This window comes from Variovorax sp. PAMC28562 (assembly GCF_014303735.1).
Taxonomy (GTDB): domain Bacteria; phylum Pseudomonadota; class Gammaproteobacteria; order Burkholderiales; family Burkholderiaceae_C; genus Variovorax.
On record NZ_CP060296.1, the window covers coordinates 3,583,810 to 3,599,815 of the forward strand.

Annotated in this window: 14 protein-coding genes; 9 read left to right on the top strand and 5 right to left on the bottom strand. The window is 63.0% G+C overall.

Annotation, left to right across the window (positions count from 1 at the left end; translation table 11 throughout):
- The first annotated feature begins 66 nt into the window (after positions 1–66).
- From H7F36_RS16835 to H7F36_RS16845, 3 genes are read left to right on the top strand one after another with little or no spacing between them, the layout of a single operon-like run.
- Entirely contained in the window at positions 67–711 is a 645-nt protein-coding gene (locus tag H7F36_RS16835; RefSeq protein WP_261802674.1) for a paraquat-inducible protein A, read from the top strand.
- Positions 712–2,376: an intermembrane transport protein PqiB gene (locus H7F36_RS16840; protein ID WP_187051890.1), complete on the top strand. Its 1,665-nt coding sequence runs from the start codon at positions 712–714 to the stop codon at positions 2,374–2,376. It abuts the gene before it with no gap.
- Complete coding sequence (locus H7F36_RS16845) at positions 2,373–3,023, top strand: membrane integrity-associated transporter subunit PqiC (protein WP_187051891.1); 651 nt, start codon at positions 2,373–2,375, stop codon at positions 3,021–3,023. Before H7F36_RS16840 ends, H7F36_RS16845 begins: the two co-directional genes overlap by 4 nt.
- A gap of 24 nt (positions 3,024–3,047) precedes the next feature.
- Here H7F36_RS16845 and H7F36_RS16850 read toward each other — a convergent pair whose 3' ends face one another.
- From H7F36_RS16850 to H7F36_RS16865, 4 genes are read right to left on the bottom strand one after another with little or no spacing between them, the layout of a single operon-like run.
- Positions 3,048–3,956, bottom strand: coding sequence for an alpha/beta hydrolase (locus tag H7F36_RS16850; protein ID WP_187051892.1), 909 nt, complete (start codon positions 3,954–3,956; stop codon positions 3,048–3,050).
- A gap of 12 nt (positions 3,957–3,968) precedes the next feature.
- Positions 3,969–5,456, bottom strand: coding sequence for an NAD-dependent succinate-semialdehyde dehydrogenase (locus H7F36_RS16855; RefSeq protein ID WP_187051893.1), 1,488 nt, complete (start codon positions 5,454–5,456; stop codon positions 3,969–3,971).
- 23 nt (positions 5,457–5,479) lie between these two features.
- Positions 5,480–6,703 carry an iron-containing alcohol dehydrogenase gene (locus tag H7F36_RS16860; RefSeq protein ID WP_187051894.1) on the bottom strand — a complete coding sequence of 408 codons (1,224 nt, stop codon included), beginning with the start codon at positions 6,701–6,703 and terminating at the stop codon, positions 5,480–5,482.
- Positions 6,700–7,761: an Ldh family oxidoreductase gene (locus tag H7F36_RS16865; protein WP_187051895.1), complete on the bottom strand. Its 1,062-nt coding sequence runs from the start codon at positions 7,759–7,761 to the stop codon at positions 6,700–6,702. The genes H7F36_RS16860 and H7F36_RS16865 overlap by 4 nt, the downstream gene beginning before the upstream one ends.
- 202 nt (positions 7,762–7,963) lie before the next feature.
- Here H7F36_RS16865 and H7F36_RS16870 point away from each other — a divergent pair, with 202 nt between their 5' ends.
- From H7F36_RS16870 to H7F36_RS16890, 5 genes are all read left to right on the top strand, one after another.
- Positions 7,964–8,554 (top strand): GntR family transcriptional regulator, encoded by a 591-nt coding sequence (locus H7F36_RS16870; protein ID WP_261802342.1) that lies wholly within the window; start codon positions 7,964–7,966, stop codon positions 8,552–8,554.
- Between the two features lie 111 nt (positions 8,555–8,665).
- Complete coding sequence (locus tag H7F36_RS16875; RefSeq protein ID WP_261802343.1) at positions 8,666–10,141, top strand: sugar ABC transporter ATP-binding protein; 1,476 nt, start codon at positions 8,666–8,668, stop codon at positions 10,139–10,141.
- A complete protein-coding gene (locus H7F36_RS16880; RefSeq protein WP_187051898.1) occupies positions 10,138–11,136 on the top strand; it encodes an ABC transporter permease in 999 nt (332 codons plus the stop codon). The genes H7F36_RS16875 and H7F36_RS16880 overlap by 4 nt, the downstream gene beginning before the upstream one ends.
- Before the next feature lie 75 nt (positions 11,137–11,211).
- Positions 11,212–12,159 carry a substrate-binding domain-containing protein gene (locus H7F36_RS16885; protein ID WP_187051899.1) on the top strand — a complete coding sequence of 316 codons (948 nt, stop codon included), beginning with the start codon at positions 11,212–11,214 and terminating at the stop codon, positions 12,157–12,159.
- A 41-nt stretch (positions 12,160–12,200) separates the two neighbouring features.
- Complete coding sequence (locus H7F36_RS16890) at positions 12,201–12,794, top strand: DJ-1/PfpI family protein (protein ID WP_187051900.1); 594 nt, start codon at positions 12,201–12,203, stop codon at positions 12,792–12,794.
- A gap of 52 nt (positions 12,795–12,846) precedes the next feature.
- Here H7F36_RS16890 and H7F36_RS16895 read toward each other — a convergent pair whose 3' ends face one another.
- Complete coding sequence (locus H7F36_RS16895; protein WP_261802344.1) at positions 12,847–13,422, bottom strand: hypothetical protein; 576 nt, start codon at positions 13,420–13,422, stop codon at positions 12,847–12,849.
- Between the two features lie 126 nt (positions 13,423–13,548).
- Between H7F36_RS16895 and H7F36_RS16900 the strand changes: the two genes are divergently transcribed.
- Complete coding sequence (locus tag H7F36_RS16900) at positions 13,549–15,924, top strand: Tex family protein (RefSeq protein ID WP_187051901.1); 2,376 nt, start codon at positions 13,549–13,551, stop codon at positions 15,922–15,924.
- Positions 15,925–16,006: the final 82 nt, after the last annotated feature.

Sequence of the window (16,006 nt, forward strand, 5' to 3'; positions counted from 1 at the left end):
ACACGGGTGGTCGGGCTGGCCGGCAACGCGTCGACGCACACTTGCGTCGACGAAGGCAGCGGCACGCTGGCCACCGCGGCCGAGCTCGGGCTGCGCGAATGCCATCACTGCGCCACCGTGTGGCAGCAGGCTCACGACGGCGAGCCGTGTGGTCGCTGCGGTACGCGCCTGCGCACGCGCAAGCCCGACAGCATCCGCCGCACCTGGGCCTTGTTGATCGCCGCGGCCGTGATGTACGTTCCGGCAAACCTGCTTCCGGTGATGATCACGACCAGCCTGTTCGGCACGCAGCAAGACACCATCCTGAGCGGCATCATCTTTTTCTGGGTGTCGGGCTCCTACGGGCTAGCAGCGCTGATCTTTACGGCCAGCTTTCTGGTGCCGCTGTTCAAATTGGCGGCATTGTTTGTGCTGACGGTGATGGCGCAACGGCAAAGCGACTGGCGCCAGCTCGAGCGGGCCAAGCTCTATCACGTACTCGAAATCATTGGCCGATGGTCCATGCTGGACGTCTTCGTGGTGTCGCTGCTGGCAGGGCTCGTGCGCATTCAGGGCTTTGCCGAAGTCACGGCGGGCGTCGGCATCGGCGCCTTCGCCGCGGTGGTGGTGCTCACCATGCTGGCGTCCATCAGCTTCGATCCGCGGCTGATATGGGACAGCGACAGAAAATCAGATGAATCGAAAACCGGATCGAATAAGCGAGTGCAATGAATGAGTGAAGAGCGAAACGCGGAGCCCGTGCCGGCGCCCGCGCCGAAGCAGTCAGGTATTCCCGACGTACCCGCACCACGCGTGGTGCGTCGCCGCGATTGGGTACCGTCGCTGATCTGGTTGATTCCGATCGTCGCGGCGCTGGTCGGCATCACGCTGGTGGCCCGCATCCTGTGGGAACGCGGACCGGAAGTGGTGCTGACCTTCAAGACCGCGGACGGCCTCGAAGCCGGCAAGACAGCCGTTAAATACAAGGACGTGCAGATCGGCATGGTCGAGCGCATCCGGCTGGCGCGCGATCGCTCGCACGTTCGCGTGCTGGTGCAGCTCAACAAGGATGCCGATGGCTTCACTGCCGAAGACACTCGCTACTGGGTGGTGCGGCCGCGACTCGATACGTCCGGCATTTCCGGCCTGGGCACCTTGCTGTCGGGCGCCTACATCGGCGCCGATGCCGGCGTGTCTAAAGAAAGCAGCGGCGAGTTCGCCGGACTCGAGGCGCCCCCGATCATCACGCGCGATACCAACGGCACGCAGTACCAGCTGCGCTCGCGTGACATCGGCTCGCTCGACATCGGGTCGCCGGTCTATTTCCGGCGCGTCAAGGTCGGGCAGATCGCGTCGTTCGACCTCGATGGCGATGGCCGCGGCGTCACGCTGCGGGTCTTCATCAACACGCCATACGACAAGTTCATCGGCGTCAACACACGCTTTTGGCACGCCAGCGGCATCGATGCTCAGCTGAGTGCCAGCGGTTTCACGCTGCGAACCCAGTCGCTCACGACCATTCTGCTGGGCGGCATCGCTTTTCAGGCCCCGGACGATGCGCAGGGGCCTGTCGCCAAGGGTGAAACGACCTTTGCGCTGGCCGAAGACGAGCAGACCGCCATGAAGGAACCCGACGGCCCGTCGCAGAACCTGCTGATGTACTTCAACCAGTCGGTGCGTGGTTTGTCGCCGGGCGCGCCGGTCGACTTTCGCGGCATCACGATCGGCGAGGTCAAGTCGTTGGGGGTGCAATTCGATCGCAGCGAGCGTGCGTTCCTGATGCCGGTGCTGGTCACGGTGTACCCCGACCGGCTGCGGCGTGTCGATGGCGCGCGCGACATGCCCGACCAGCGGGCCGAGCGCAGGGAGCGTGTCTCCGCGCTGATCGCGCGCGGCCTGCGCGCCCAACTGCGCACCGGCAACCTGCTCACAGGGCAGGTCTATGTGGCTCTCGACTTTTTTCCGAAGGAGAAGCCGGTCAAGGTCGACATGACCAGGAACCCGATCGAGGTGCCGACGGTTGCCAACAGCCTGGACGAGATCCAGACCCAGGTGCAGGAGATCGCGACCAAGCTCAACAAGATTCCGTACGAGGAAATCTCGGGTGATCTGCGCAAGACCCTGGCCACGCTCGACACCACATTGAAGAGTGCCGAGACCACGGTGACCCGCATCAACAACGACGTGACGCCCGAAATCACCGCGGCCATGAAGGACGCGCGCAAGACGCTGAACAGCGCCGAGCGCACGCTCGCGGACGACTCGCCGCTGCAGCAGGACGTGCGGCAAACGCTGCGTGAACTGACGCGTGCCGCCGGTTCAATCCGCGTATTGACGGACTACCTCGAACGCCACCCCGAGTCGCTGTTGCGCGGCAAACCGGACGACAAGAAATGAAGTTGCTTTTGAGTTCAGCGGTGTCCGCCACGCTGGCCGCATTGGTCGTGGCCGGCTGTGCAGGCCAGCCGACGATGTACTACACACTGGCCAACCCGGCGAGCACTGCGGCCAGTGCGAAAGCTGCGGATGCGAGCAACGCGTCCCCGGTCAGTAATGGCGCTGCGCCTATCTACATCGAACTCGCACCACTCTCGATGCCGGAGAGTCTCGCGCGGCCGCAGATGGTCGTGCGGCAGAACGGTGACCGCAGCGCGCAGGTCAATGTGCTCGAGCAGCATCGTTGGGCGTCGTCTTTCGAGGACGAGCTGCGCGATGCGCTGTCGAGTGGCGTGGCCAGTCGCCTCGGTGCTTTCGATGCAAGCAAGGGTGGGCGCCAGACGTCGCAGCCGGTTTACCGCATCGCAATACAGGTTCGCCGCTTCGACGCCATCGAAGGAACACGCGTCGACGGCAGCTTTAGCTGGACCGTGAAGCGCTCCGATGAAACCTTGCCCACCGCTTGCAGCTTCGACACGAGCGAGCCGGTCGGTGCAGGCATCGACGCCGTGGCGCAGGGGGCTCAGCGCGTGACGGCGACGGCCGCCTCTGCGATTGCGCGCAGCGTGACCGCGGCCGGGCTCAAGCCGGGCGGCGCCTGCAGCTGACCGGCGGCGACCGCGACGCAACGCTCAATCGGCGCGAATGCGGCCCTCGACCAGGCGATGCAATGCGTCGCACAACAAGCTTGCCGGCTTTTCGAACCCCTCGATCGCGGTGAAATGATCGGCATTGGCAAGCGGCAGCAGTTCGGCGTAGTTGTTCTTGTCCAGCCACGCGCGATGCATTTGAGTGGATTGCTGTTCGAACGAGGGCTGCTCCAGAGTGCCCCAACTGAGGACGAGGGGCGTGCGGGACGGGCGCACCTGATGCAGTGGCGAGTTGCGGGCCACGAGCCCTTCGTCGAGCTGAATCGCTGGCTGTAAATAGCTGTAGCGCAAGGGGGCGATGTCGAACAAGCCGCTCACGAGAACGGCGCCGGCAAACGGGTCTGCCGGCAGTCCATAGCGCTCCTGCCACGGCGTGCAGAGCAGCATCGCACCCAAGTGCCCACCGGCGGAATGGCCACCGATCACAATCCGCTGGGGATCTCCGCCATGCTGATCGATATGGCGGATGACCCATGTGGCCGCGGCTCGCACCTGCCGCACGATTTCGTCCAGCGTGACGGCAGGGCAGAGCGCGTAGTCGACAAGCACGGTCGTGTAGCCCAAGGCGTGCGGACCGAGCGCCATGTGGCTGAAGTCGCGTGCCGCGTTGGCGCGCCAATAGCCGCCGTGGATATAGAGGAAGACCGGAGCACCCGGTCGGCGCGCCGGCACGATGTCCAAAGTTTCCGCGAGCGTGGGGCCATAGGGAACGCCAGCGATATACGGAAGGCTGCGACGCGCTGCTTCGCTCTGTTCTGCATAGTGTCGCAATGAAGCGTCGAGATCGACGGCACGCAGGCGTGGGTTGTAGGCCTCGTTGATGGCATCCAGGCTGGGATAGCCGTGGGGCAACGGCAGCAGTTCCCCAGATTGCGAAAGCAGGGCGGTCATGGACGCAAGGCCTTAGAACGTGGTGGCAATGTATTTCGCTTCCATGTACTCGGAGATGCCGTGGTGCTGCCCGCCCTCGCGACCCAGACCGCTTTGCTTGACGCCACCAAATGGCGCGGCAGGATCGGAAACCAACCCACGGTTGATGGCGATCATGCCTGCCTCCAATTCCGCGGCAACTCGCATACCGCGTCCCACATCGCGTGTGTACACATAAGAAGCCAGGCCGTACTCGGTATCGTTGGCACGCGCAATGACTTCGGCCTCGGTTTCAAAGCGCGTGATGGGCGCAACGGGGCCGAAGATCTCCTCGTGTGCCATCAGCGCACCGGCTGGAACATCGGTCAATACGGTCGGCGGATAAAAGAAGCCGTTGCCATCCGGAACCGCGGCACCGCACACCACCCGGGCACCGCGCTCTATGGCGTCCTGAACCAGCCGATCGATCTTCTGAACCGCCTTGCGCGTGATCATCGGACCGCATTCGGTGTCTGCATTTGCACCAGGGCCAACCTTCAGGGCGGCCATCCGTTCAGCCAGACCCCGTGCGAACGCGTCGTGGATGCCGGACTGCACGTAAATGCGGTTGGCCGCCGTGCAGGCTTCGCCCGCGTTGCGCATCTTGGCGATCATGGCGCCGTCGAGTGCGGCCTCCAGGTCCGCATCGTCGAAGACGATGAAAGGCGCGTTGCCGCCAAGTTCCATGGCGCAGGAGACCACGCTTTTGGCGGCCTCGGCCAAAAGGGTGCGGCCAACGCCCGTCGACCCGGTGAACGACAGCTTGCGCACCCGCGGATCGGCCAGCATCGCAGCCGTCAGCGCTCCGGGTTCCGACGTGGTGAGAACGTTCACGACGCCCGGCGGTACGCCGGCTTCTTCGTACAGCGCAGCCAGGGCATAGGCGGTAAGAGGCGTCTCACTGGCTGGCTTCAGGATGACCGTGCAGCCGGATGCAAGGGCCGGAGCGATTTTTCGCGTTGCCATGGCCGCAGGGAAGTTCCAGGGTGTGATCAGCAAGCAAATGCCGATCGGTACGTAGTCCACGATGATGCGGTTGCTGCCCGAGGGGGCGATGCCGAACTCTCCCGTGATACGGACTGCCTCCTCGCTGTTCCAGCGAAAAAACTCGGCGGCATACGCCACCTCGCCGCGTGCATCGCGCAGGGCTTTGCCGTTCTCGAGCGAAATCAGCGTGGCCAGCATCTCGGCGCGCTCCGTCATCAGCGTGTAGCAGCGGCGCAGTATTTCGGCGCGCTGGCGTGGTGGGGTCTTGCGCCATCCCGGCGCTGCGAGAGCGGCAGCCTGCACGGCGCTGGCGGCGTCCTCGACCGTGGCATCCGGCACCGTTGCGATCACGCCTTCAGTGGAAGGATCAATGACGTCGATTTGCCCGCCGCTGCTGGCCGGGCGCCAATGACCGCCAATGTAGAGGCCTTGCGGCAGTGTGTCGAAGTCAAACGCCAGCGCGCTGTGCTGGCCAGGAGGTTGGGCTACGTTCATTGGAAGAGTCCTGAAAAGAAGGATCAGCGTGCGGCCGCAGCCAGATCGCCGTCGAACGCTGCCTGCACGAGCTGTCGCATGCCGGCCAGGTCGATGGCGCGAGGATTGTTCTTGATGAGGCGCTGGATGCCGACGGCCTGTTCGCATGTCCAGTCGATCTGGTCACGCGCCAGTCCGAGCGCGGCGAGCGTGGGCGTGATGCCGATGGCCCCGAAGATCCGGCTCACCTCGCGGATGGCAGCATCGGCCCGGTCATCGATGCTGCCGGTGGCTGGCAAGCCCAACGCCTCGCCCACCTCGGCGAAATCCGCTCCCGAGACCGAACGGTTGTAGCTCATCACGTAGGGCAACATGGTCGCGACGCCCATGCCATGCGCGGTGTCGGTCAGGGCGCCCGCCGGGTACTGCACTGCATGCGCTGCAGCCGTGCCGGCGGTGCCGAATGCACAGCCGGCCGCGAGCGCGCCCATCATCACGTCAGCACGCGCGTCTTCGTTCGAACCATCGGCTACGGCTTTTTCCAGGCTGCGCCCCAGGAGTTGGATCGCGTAGAGGGCAAATTGATCGCTGAGTGCGCCTTTGCCGATGAACACATTTTGCTGAGCCAGTTCGTGGCTCGGCGGTTTGCGTGCTGCGGTAAAAGCCTCGATCGCATGCGTCATGGCGTCGGCGCCGGCGATTGCGGTGAGGGCCGACGGGCAGGTCATCGTCAATTCGGGGTCGCATATCGCGACGCTTGGTATGAGATAGGGACTCGATGCCCCGATCTTCAGCGTGCGATCCGTGTCGCTGACAACTGCGACCGGAGTGACCTCTGAGCCCGTGCCTGCCGTGGTCGGTACCGCAATGATGGGAAGCACCGGGCCGGGCACTTTGAACTCACCGTAATAGTCCGGAAGCGTGCCGCCATGAGTGAGCAGCAGCGAGACGCACTTGGCCATGTCCAGGCAGCTGCCGCCACCTATGCCGATGACCATTTGCGGCTGAAAGGACCGCACCGCATCCACGCAGAGCGCCACGCTGTCACGCGGCACATCCGGCTGGACGCCGTCGTGCACCAGCACCTCGATCGAAGCGGACCTCAGCGCAGCGAGCATTTCCGCGAACACGGGCGTCGATGCGAGACGGCTGTCGGTGCAAACCAGTGCGCGTTGGCCAAAGCGTCTGGCGACTGCGGGCAGCGCGTGGCGCTGGCCTTTGCCAAAAAGGATTTCACGAGGGAGTCTGAGCGCAGCGAAGAGTGTCATTGTTTTTGTCCTTCAAGGATGTATGCGGGGGTGAAAGAAGACGGCGAAGACGGTGTCTGGAGATCGAGCGCCTGGAGTTCGGCCCACAGCTGCGGCGCGATGTCGAAACCACTCTTCAGCGAATGCGTGCGCCGCTGCGTAGCGCCGTCGCCTGGCACCCGCACCGGACAGTCGGGCTCGGAAGAGGGCGAGTCTCGGACCGTGTCGAGGTAGGCGGAAAGCTGCTGTGAAACGTCTGGGGCCGAAGCCGCGTCGATGACGACGAGCACATCGCCCTTGTTGCAAAGAGCGTCGGCGTCGAGCGTGCCGCGCACGTTTGGCGCCAGGGCCGAACCGGCGAGTGCGGCAATCAAAAGTTCGATCGCTATCCCGAGGCCATAACCTTTGGCGCCACCGAACGGTGCAATGGCGCCGTGCATGGCGCGTGCAGCGTCGGTCGTCGGATGTCCTTCGCGGTCGCGCGCCCAGCCCTCGGGCAGCGGCCGGCCGCTCGCCGCGTAATGATGGATCTTGCCCATCGACACCATGCTTGTGGACGCGTCCAGCACCAGAGGGCGGCCAGCGGTGGGTACCGCGATCGCAAAGGGGTTGGTACCCAGAAATGCACGTGTGCCGCCGTGCGGATGGACCAACGCCTCACTGGATGAGAAAACGATGCCGATGCATCCTCGCGCAGCAATGTGCTCTACGTACCAGGCCAGCATGCCCAGGTGGTTGCTATTGCGGATGGCGGCGAGGGCGATACCGGTCGAAGCAGCGCGTTGGTGGAGTTGATGCAGAGCTTGCATCGCCACGACAGGGCCCAGCCCCTGTTCTCCTTCAACCACCAGCACTGCATCGGAACGCCAGTGACTTTGACCGGACGCAGAGGGGTTCAAGAGGCCGAGATCCATGCGTGCAAGAAGACGCGGCAGGCGCTGCAACCCGTGTGAGGGATGACCCTTGAGTTCGGCCTCTACCAAAACGTCGGCTTGCAAGGCGGCGTAGCGCTCGGGGGTCCCGCGTTGTGCGAGCAAGCTCCTGACGAGTGCAAGCGAACCCCAATTTGAAATTTGCACGAACTACCTTCCTATATCGGATCGTATAGGATATAGTATCGTACTTGTTAGGCTGTGACCACCTAAAGTCACATGCGACGCACACACCCTCCAATGAAACTTTGAATCTTTGCACTACGAAGAGATGACGCCAGACAGCACTACGATCCAGCGCGCCGGCAGCCTGTCGGGCGACGTATACGAAGCGATCTTCAATCAGCTCATGGCGTTGAAGATCGCCCCAGGGTCGCGCATCACTGTGGACAGCCTGGTCAAGGAATTCAACGTATCCCACACGCCCATTCGCGAGGCCCTTGGGCGTCTCGAGGGCGAAGGCCTCGTGCTCAAGCAGCACCTGGTCGGTTACCGCGCAGCCCCGCAAATCACGCGACGTCGTTTCGACGAGCTGTATGAATTGCGGCTGCAACTCGAGCCTCATGCCGCTGCCAAAGCGGCTGCCGGGATGGACGCAAGCAAGATGGCCACCCTGCGTGAAGCGGCCGGCGGGATGTCCCGGGGCGATGCCAGCGACGAGCAACTGCGCTACTCGAACTTCGCCCGACAGGACGGGGTTTTCCACGACAGCATCATGCAGTTTGCAGGGAACGAACTCATCAGGGAGACGCTGGCCTTCCAGCACACGCACTTCCATATCTTTCGACTGATGTTCCACCGACGTGTCACAGAAGAAGCACTCGACGAGCATCAGGCACTGATGGATGCCTTTGCGGCAGGCGACTCGGATGCCGCTGCAGCTGCCATGCGTGCGCACATCGAGCATTCCCGCGACCGGCTTCTACCGGCGTTCGACTGAATGCCCGGCATGTTGCTGCAGACCCAGGGCCTGGAGTCATTGCGCGCCACGCCGTGCGAGGCGGGTAAACAGTTTGGGACTCAGGCGCTAATGCGCGCGGACAAGTTGAGCATGCGATTCGGTCCGGTCACGGTGCTTTCGGACGTGGCGCTGGACATCGTCGGTGGCGAGATCCACGCTGTCATTGGTGAGAACGGCGCCGGCAAATCGACGTTGATGCGTCTGCTGTCGGGGTACCTCAGCCCCAGTGCCGGTACGCTGGTTCTCGACGGCAAGGCCACGCAATTCGCCACGCCCAATCAGGCGCAGCAAGCGGGTGTCGTGCTGGTGCACCAGGAAATTCTGTTAGCCGAGGGATTGTCCGTTACGCAGAACCTGTTTCTCGGTCGCGAGCTCGGGCGCATGGGCATGGTGGACGGCCGCACCATGCGCCGCGTGGCCTCCGAGAAGCTGGAGGAGCTCGGCTGTCACGTATCGCCCAACGCCCTGGTGCGCGACGTGCCACTGGCGGAGCGCCAACTGGTGCAGATTGCCCGTGCCTTGCTCGACGAGCACCGGCTGGTGATATTTGACGAACCCACCGCAGTGTTGACCGGAGACGAGGTCGAGCGGCTGATGAAAATCATCTTCGGGCTGAAGGCAAAGGGCGTTGCTGTGCTCTACATCAGTCATCGACTCGACGAGGTGCAGCGACTGGCCGACAAGCTGACGGTGCTGCGTGACGGCTGCGTGGTCGGTACACATCCGGGTCACATGCTCAGCCAGATGGACATGGCGCACCTGATGGTGGGACGTGAGCTGAATGCGCTGTATCCGCCCAAGACCGTCCAGCCGCGCGGCGAGGCAATGCTGGCGGTGCGCAACGCCGATGTGCCAGGATGGGTCAAGGACGTTTCCTTCACGGTCCACAAGGGAGAGATCCTCGGCTTTGCCGGAATGATCGGCGCCGGTCGCACCGAATTGTTCGAAGGCATCGTCGGCTTGCGCGCAGCCACTGCGCTCGTCGAGCTGATGGGCAAGCCACTGCGTCTGCGCTCGCAGCGCGATGCGATCGATGCCGGGATCGGCTATCTGACCGAAGACCGCAAAGGCAAAGGACTGCTGTTGCAGGAACGACTGGCGCCCAACTTGACTTTGTCGGCCCTTCGCAGGCTGTACCCAGGACCCTGGCTGCGCAGGCGCCAGGAAGGGCAGGCATTGGAACGGAGCATTCGGGACTACGACATTCGGGTCAAGAGTGCACGCTTGCGCGCGGGCCAGTTGTCAGGCGGCAATCAGCAAAAGCTTCTGCTCGCCAAGGTCCTTCTGACAGATCCTTCAGTGGTCATCATCGATGAGCCCACCCGCGGCATCGATATTGCCAACAAGGCGCAGATCTATGCCTTCATCCAGCAGCTGGTGGCCAGGGGCAAAGCCTGCATCGTGATTTCGTCGGAGATGCAGGAACTCATCGGCCTCTGCGACCGCATCCTGGTCATGCGGCAAGGCCGCATCAGCGGAGAAGTCACAGGCGAACAGATGACTGAAAAAAATATCGCGTTGCTGGCCACCAGCGACATCCAGGTTCCCGAGGAGACAACAATATGAGTGCCATTCCGCACACCCTCCCGATTTCACGTGAACGGGAGTTCGCAATCAGCTGGACCGATGCTGGACCATTTCTCGCACTCGCAGCATTGCTGGTCATTGGTTACCTGATCAATCCTGATTTCCTTTCTGCGACCAACCTCGGCAACGTGGTCGCACGCAGCGCCTTCATCGCCATCATCGCGGTGGGTGCGACTTTCGTGATCTCTTCGGGGGGGCTGGATCTGTCGGTCGGTTCGATGGCCGCGTTCATCACCGGCGTCATGATCATGTGCATGAACGGCCTGGCCTCGAGCTACGGCGGCTGGGCCATTCCGGCCGGAATGGCAGTCGCACTGCTGGTCGGCCTGGTCTGCGGCCTTGTGAATGGACTGATCGTCACCGTTGGCAAGATCGAGGCCTTCATCGCAACGCTGGGCACCATGGGTATCTTTCGCGCCCTGATCACCTATCTGTCGGATGGCGGCACCATTCCGATCGATCGTTCGCTGCGCGACATCTATCGCCCCGTCTACTTCGGCACGGTCGCCGGTGTGCCAATCCCGATCCTGGTCGCTCTCGCGGTCGCGGCTGTCGGCGCGTTCATCCTCTACAAGACCAAATATGGCCGGCGCTGTGCTGCCGTGGGCGCCAACGAAGAAGTTGCTCGCTACTCCGGCATATCGGTGATCAAAACGCGCGCCATCGCCTACATGATTCAGGGTGCCTGCGTGGCGGTCGCGGCCATGTGCTATGTGCCCAGACTGGGCGCGGCAACGCCGACCACTGGTCTTTTGTGGGAACTCCAAGTGATCACCGCAGTGGTCATCGGCGGCACGGTGCTGCGCGGCGGCACGGGCCGCATCTGGGGCACCCTGGCGGGTGCCGTCGTGCTCGAGCTCATTGCCAACCTGATGGTGCTGTCGGATCTGGTCTCCGAATACTTGGTTGGCGCGGTGCAGGGCGCCATCATCATCATTGCGATGCTGATCCAGCGGTTCTCCAAATCGAAATAGCCTCGTTCGGACCCCGCGGGGCAGCTATGCAGGGGTCCATGCAGTTTTCAAACCTATACATAGACGGAGACAAACATGTTCAAGACAAAGTGGATCGCAGGACTGGCGCTCGGAGCGCTGCTGGCCGCCAGTGGGGCGCACGCGCAGAAAAAGACAGTGGCAGTGTCGATCCCGGCGGCGGACCATGGGTGGACTGCCGGTGTGGTGTACCACGCGCAGGCCGCGGCCAAGGAAATCAACAAGGCCTTTCCCGGCATCGAGGTGATCGTGAAGACCTCGCCCTCTGCATCGGCCCAGGTCAGCGCACTGGAGGATCTTTCGGCTGGACGTAATCTGGCTGCGTTGGTGATCCTGCCATTCAGCTCGGAGGAGCTGTCCGGCCCGGTGAAGTCGGTCAAGAGCAAGGGAGCCTTTGTCACCGTTGTCGATCGTGGTCTCAACGACCCTTCGATCCAGGACCTGTACGTGGCCGGCGACAACATCGCCGTAGGGCGCAACACGGCGAAGTTCCTGGTCGACAAATTGGGTGGCAAGGGCAATCTGGTGGTGTTGCGCGGCATCCCGACCGTGATCGACGAAGAACGCATCAAAGGATTCCAGGACACCATCAAGGGCACCGAGTTGAAGGTGCTGGATATTCAGTATGCCAACTGGAACAGTGACCAGGCATTCAAGCTGATGCAGGACTACCTGGCCAAGTACCCGAAGATCGACGCTGTCTGGGCCAACGACGACGACATGCTTCTTGGTGTGCTGGAAGCCATCAAACAGTCCGGGCGCAAGGAAATCAAGTACGCCCTGGGCGGCAATGGCATGAAGGAGATTATCAAGAAGGTAATGGACGGTGACGCCGTGACGCCTGTCGAGACGCCATATCCACCTTCGATGATCAAGACGGCGATCTATCTGACAGTGGCAAACCTGGCAGCCCAGGCGCCCGTGCGCGGTGCAGTCAAGCTGGATGCGCCGCTCATCACCAAGCAAAACGCCAAGGAATATTACTTTCCGGACTCGCCGTTCTGACTCCCCACAACACAGCAATCATCAACCGAAAGAATGACACCATGCCCGGAAAAAAAATCCTGATGCTCACTGGCGAATTCACTGAGGAATACGAAATCTTCGTATTTCAGCAGGCGATGGAGGCCGTGGGCCACACCGTCCACGTGGTCTGCCCTGACAAGAAAGCCGGCGACTTGATCAAGACGTCGCTGCACGACTTCGAGGGAGATCAGACCTACACCGAGAAAATGGGTCATTACTTCACCATCAACAAGACGTTCTCGGAGGCCCAGGAACAACTCGACCAGTACCACGCCGTGTATGCGGCCGGTGGTCGCGGTCCGGAGTACATCCGCACCGACAAGCGCATTCAGGCCATGGTGCGGCACTTTCATGACCAGAAAAAGCCGATCTTCACCATCTGCCACGGCGTGCAGATTCTGATCGCGGTCGACGGGGTCGTGCGCGGCAAGAAGGTCGCGGCTTTGGGCGCCTGTGAACCTGAGGTGACCCTGGCTGGCGGCACCTACATCGATCTGTCGCCGACGGACGCTTACGTCGATGGAACCATGGTGTCGGCGAAGGGCTGGACCGCGCTAGCGGCCTTTATTCGCGAGTGCTTGAAGGTGTTGGGCACAGAGATTCGTCACTCCTGAATCAACGAGCAGCGCAGGGCTCGAAATAGCCCTGCTCGCCGGTGACTGCGTTTCAAAGGCGCCAGAAGCGGTGCCAGAGGTGACGCGAGCGTCGGCGGGTCGCCTCCTCAAACGCATGAATGGCCCGCCAAGGCGCGCTCGCGCGCACGGCAAGCAGCACGCGGTTCTTCCACGCCTTCCAACGCGGGTACCAGCGTGCGAAAAGCGAAATGCGCATGAGCGACGTTTCGACCAGCTGAAAGATGCGCGCGACGATGGCGGTGCCGACCAGTTTGGCGCCGATCAGCACCGCGAATCCGGTCGCCGCGTGGCCTCCACTGAAGAGGTACAGCGCCAGGACCTTCACGGGCAGCAACACCAGCACCGGTAAGAAAAATGCGAGCAGCGCGCCCCACGGCGGCAGTCCGCGCACCTTGTTTTCCAGGCGCGCCCACAGGGGCAGGCGTGCCAGGCGGCCGACCAAGTTGGCAAGCGGTGTCCAACCCCATTCTTCGAAGAGCAGCACCGGCACGAGAATGGCAGTCAGCAGCCCGCGCAGGGCCGCTCGGAACGTCGACGCCGGTTTCTTGGCGGCGCTCTGCGGTGAGGGTTGCTTTGGCGTTGCGGGCGGCGGTGTCGGGCGGGTCACCGAATCATTGTGGGCCCGGCCCAGAAGGCGCCATGACAGGAAAAAGCGCTATGGCAAACTTCTGCGCTTCACTCGAATCGCGTCCTGGCCCCGCTGGCGGCGCACGCTCAGGGACTCCGTTCAAAAATGCAAAAAATCATTCGCCAGCTCGCCGCCGAAATCAAGGTCGGTGAACACCAGATAAAGGCCGCGATCGACCTGCTCGATGGCGGAGCGACCGTGCCATTCATCGCGCGCTATCGCAAAGAAGCCACGGACGGTCTCGACGACATCCAGCTGCGCGAACTGGAAGCGCGCTTGACTTACCTCAGGGAGCTGGAAGACCGGCGCGCCGCGGTGCTCAAAAGCATCGACGAGCAAGGCAAGCTGACGCCTGAACTGCGCGCTGCCATAGAGTTCGCGCCGACCAAGCAAGAGCTGGAAGACCTGTACCTGCCGTTCAAGCAGAAGCGCCGCACCAAGGGGCAGATCGCGCGCGAATTCGGCATCGAGCCGCTGGCCGACTTGCTGCTTGCCGACCCCACGCGGAACCCGACGACCGAGGCGCTGGCCTTTTTGAAGCCGGCGACGCTGCTCGACGACGGCAAGCCAGGGCCGGATTTTTCCACCGTGCCGGCGGTGCTCGACGGTGTGCGCGACATCCTGTCGGAGCGTTGGGCAGAAGACGCGGTGCTGGTGCAGCGCCTGCGCGAGTGGCTCTGGAGCGAAGGCCTGTTCAAGTCGACGCTGATGTCGGGCAAGGACGAGCACAACGTCGATGTGTCCAAGTTTCGCGATTACTTCGCCTACGACGAGCCGATCGGCCGGGTGCCGTCGCACCGCGCGCTGGCGGTGTTCCGCGGCCGCACGCTGGAGATGCTCGATGCCAAGTTGGTGTTGCCGGTCGAGCCGGAGCCGGGCAAGCCGTCGATCGCCGAAGGGAAAATCGCGCTGCACCTGGGCTGGAGCCACAGTGCGCGGCCGGCCGACGACTTGCTGCGCAAGTGCGTAGCCTGGACATGGCGCGTCAAGCTGTCGCTCTCCACCGAGCGCGACCTGTTCACCCGCCTGCGCGAAGACGCCGAAAAGATCGCGATCAAAGTCTTCGCCGACAACCTGCGCGACCTGTTGCTGGCCGCGCCGGCCGGCCCGCGCGTGGTGATGGGCCTCGACCCAGGCATTCGCACGGGGGTGAAGGTCGCGGTGGTCGACGCCACCGGCAAGCTGGTCGAAACCGCGACCGTGTTTCCGCACGAACCGCGCAAGGATTGGGAAGGCTCGCTCCACACGCTCGGCAAGCTGTGTGCCAAGCACGGCGTGAATCTGATCGCGATCGGCAACGGCACCGCCAGCCGCGAAACCGACAAGCTGGCCGCCGACCTCATCAAGCTGCTTGCCAAGATGGCCGCACAGGTCGGTGCGCCAGAAGTCGCGATCGACAAGGTGGTGGTCAGCGAGGCGGGGGCTTCGGTGTATTCCGCGAGTGAACTCGCGTCGCAGGAGATGCCCGACGTCGACGTCAGCCTGCGCGGCGCCGCGAGCATCGCGCGACGGCTTCAGGATCCGTTGGCCGAGCTGGTCAAGATCGACCCGAAGGCCATCGGCGTCGGCCAGTACCAGCACGACGTGAACCAGAGCGAACTCGCGCGCACCCTGCATGCGGTCGTCGAGGATTGCGTGAACTCTGTCGGTGTGGACCTCAACACCGCCAGCGTACCGCTGCTGTCGCGTGTGTCCGGCCTGTCGGGCAGCGTCGCCAAGGCGGTGGTGAAGTGGCGTGAGGCCAACGGCGCTTTCGCGACCCGCAAGCAGCTGCTCGAGGTGACCGGCTTCGGCCCCAAGGCTTTCGAGCAGAGTGCCGGCTTCCTGCGCGTGCGCGGCGGCAGCAACCCGCTGGACATCACCGGCGTGCACCCGGAAACCTATCCACTGGTCGAGCAGATCATGGTGAAGACCGGCTTGGCCGTAGGCGAGCTGATGGGCCGTGCCGACATGCTGAAGACGCTCAAGCCAGAACTCTTCGCCAATGAGAAGTTCGGCGTCATCACCGTCAAGGACATCCTGGGCGAACTTGAAAAGCCCGGCCGCGACCCGCGCCCTGACTTCAAGGTGGCGCGGTTCAACGACGGCGTCGAAGACATCAAGGACCTGGTCGAAGGAATGATCCTCGAAGGCACGGTGAGCAACGTCGCACAGTTCGGTGCCTTCATCGACATCGGCGTGCACCAGGATGGGCTGGTGCATGTGAGCCAGCTGGCGAACAAGTTCGTGGAAGACGCGCGTGAGATCGTCAAGACCGGCGACATCGTGCGGGTCAAGGTGATGGAGGTCGACCCGGTGCGCAAGCGCATCGCGCTGTCGATGCGGCTGGATGCGGCGCCGGCGCGGCGGGATGGGCCGCGCGACAACCGGTTCGAAGGAGCGGGTCGCGGCCAGCAACAGGGCTCGCGAAAAGACAATGCGCCTCAACCGGCCAGTCAGATGGCGAGCGCATTTGCAAAGCTGCAAGGGCTGCGAAAATAAACGGATCCCTCGATAAATCTTCTCTGTTCAAACGCCTATTGTTGATTAGGCTATTGATTTCATTGAATAATACTTACGTGAA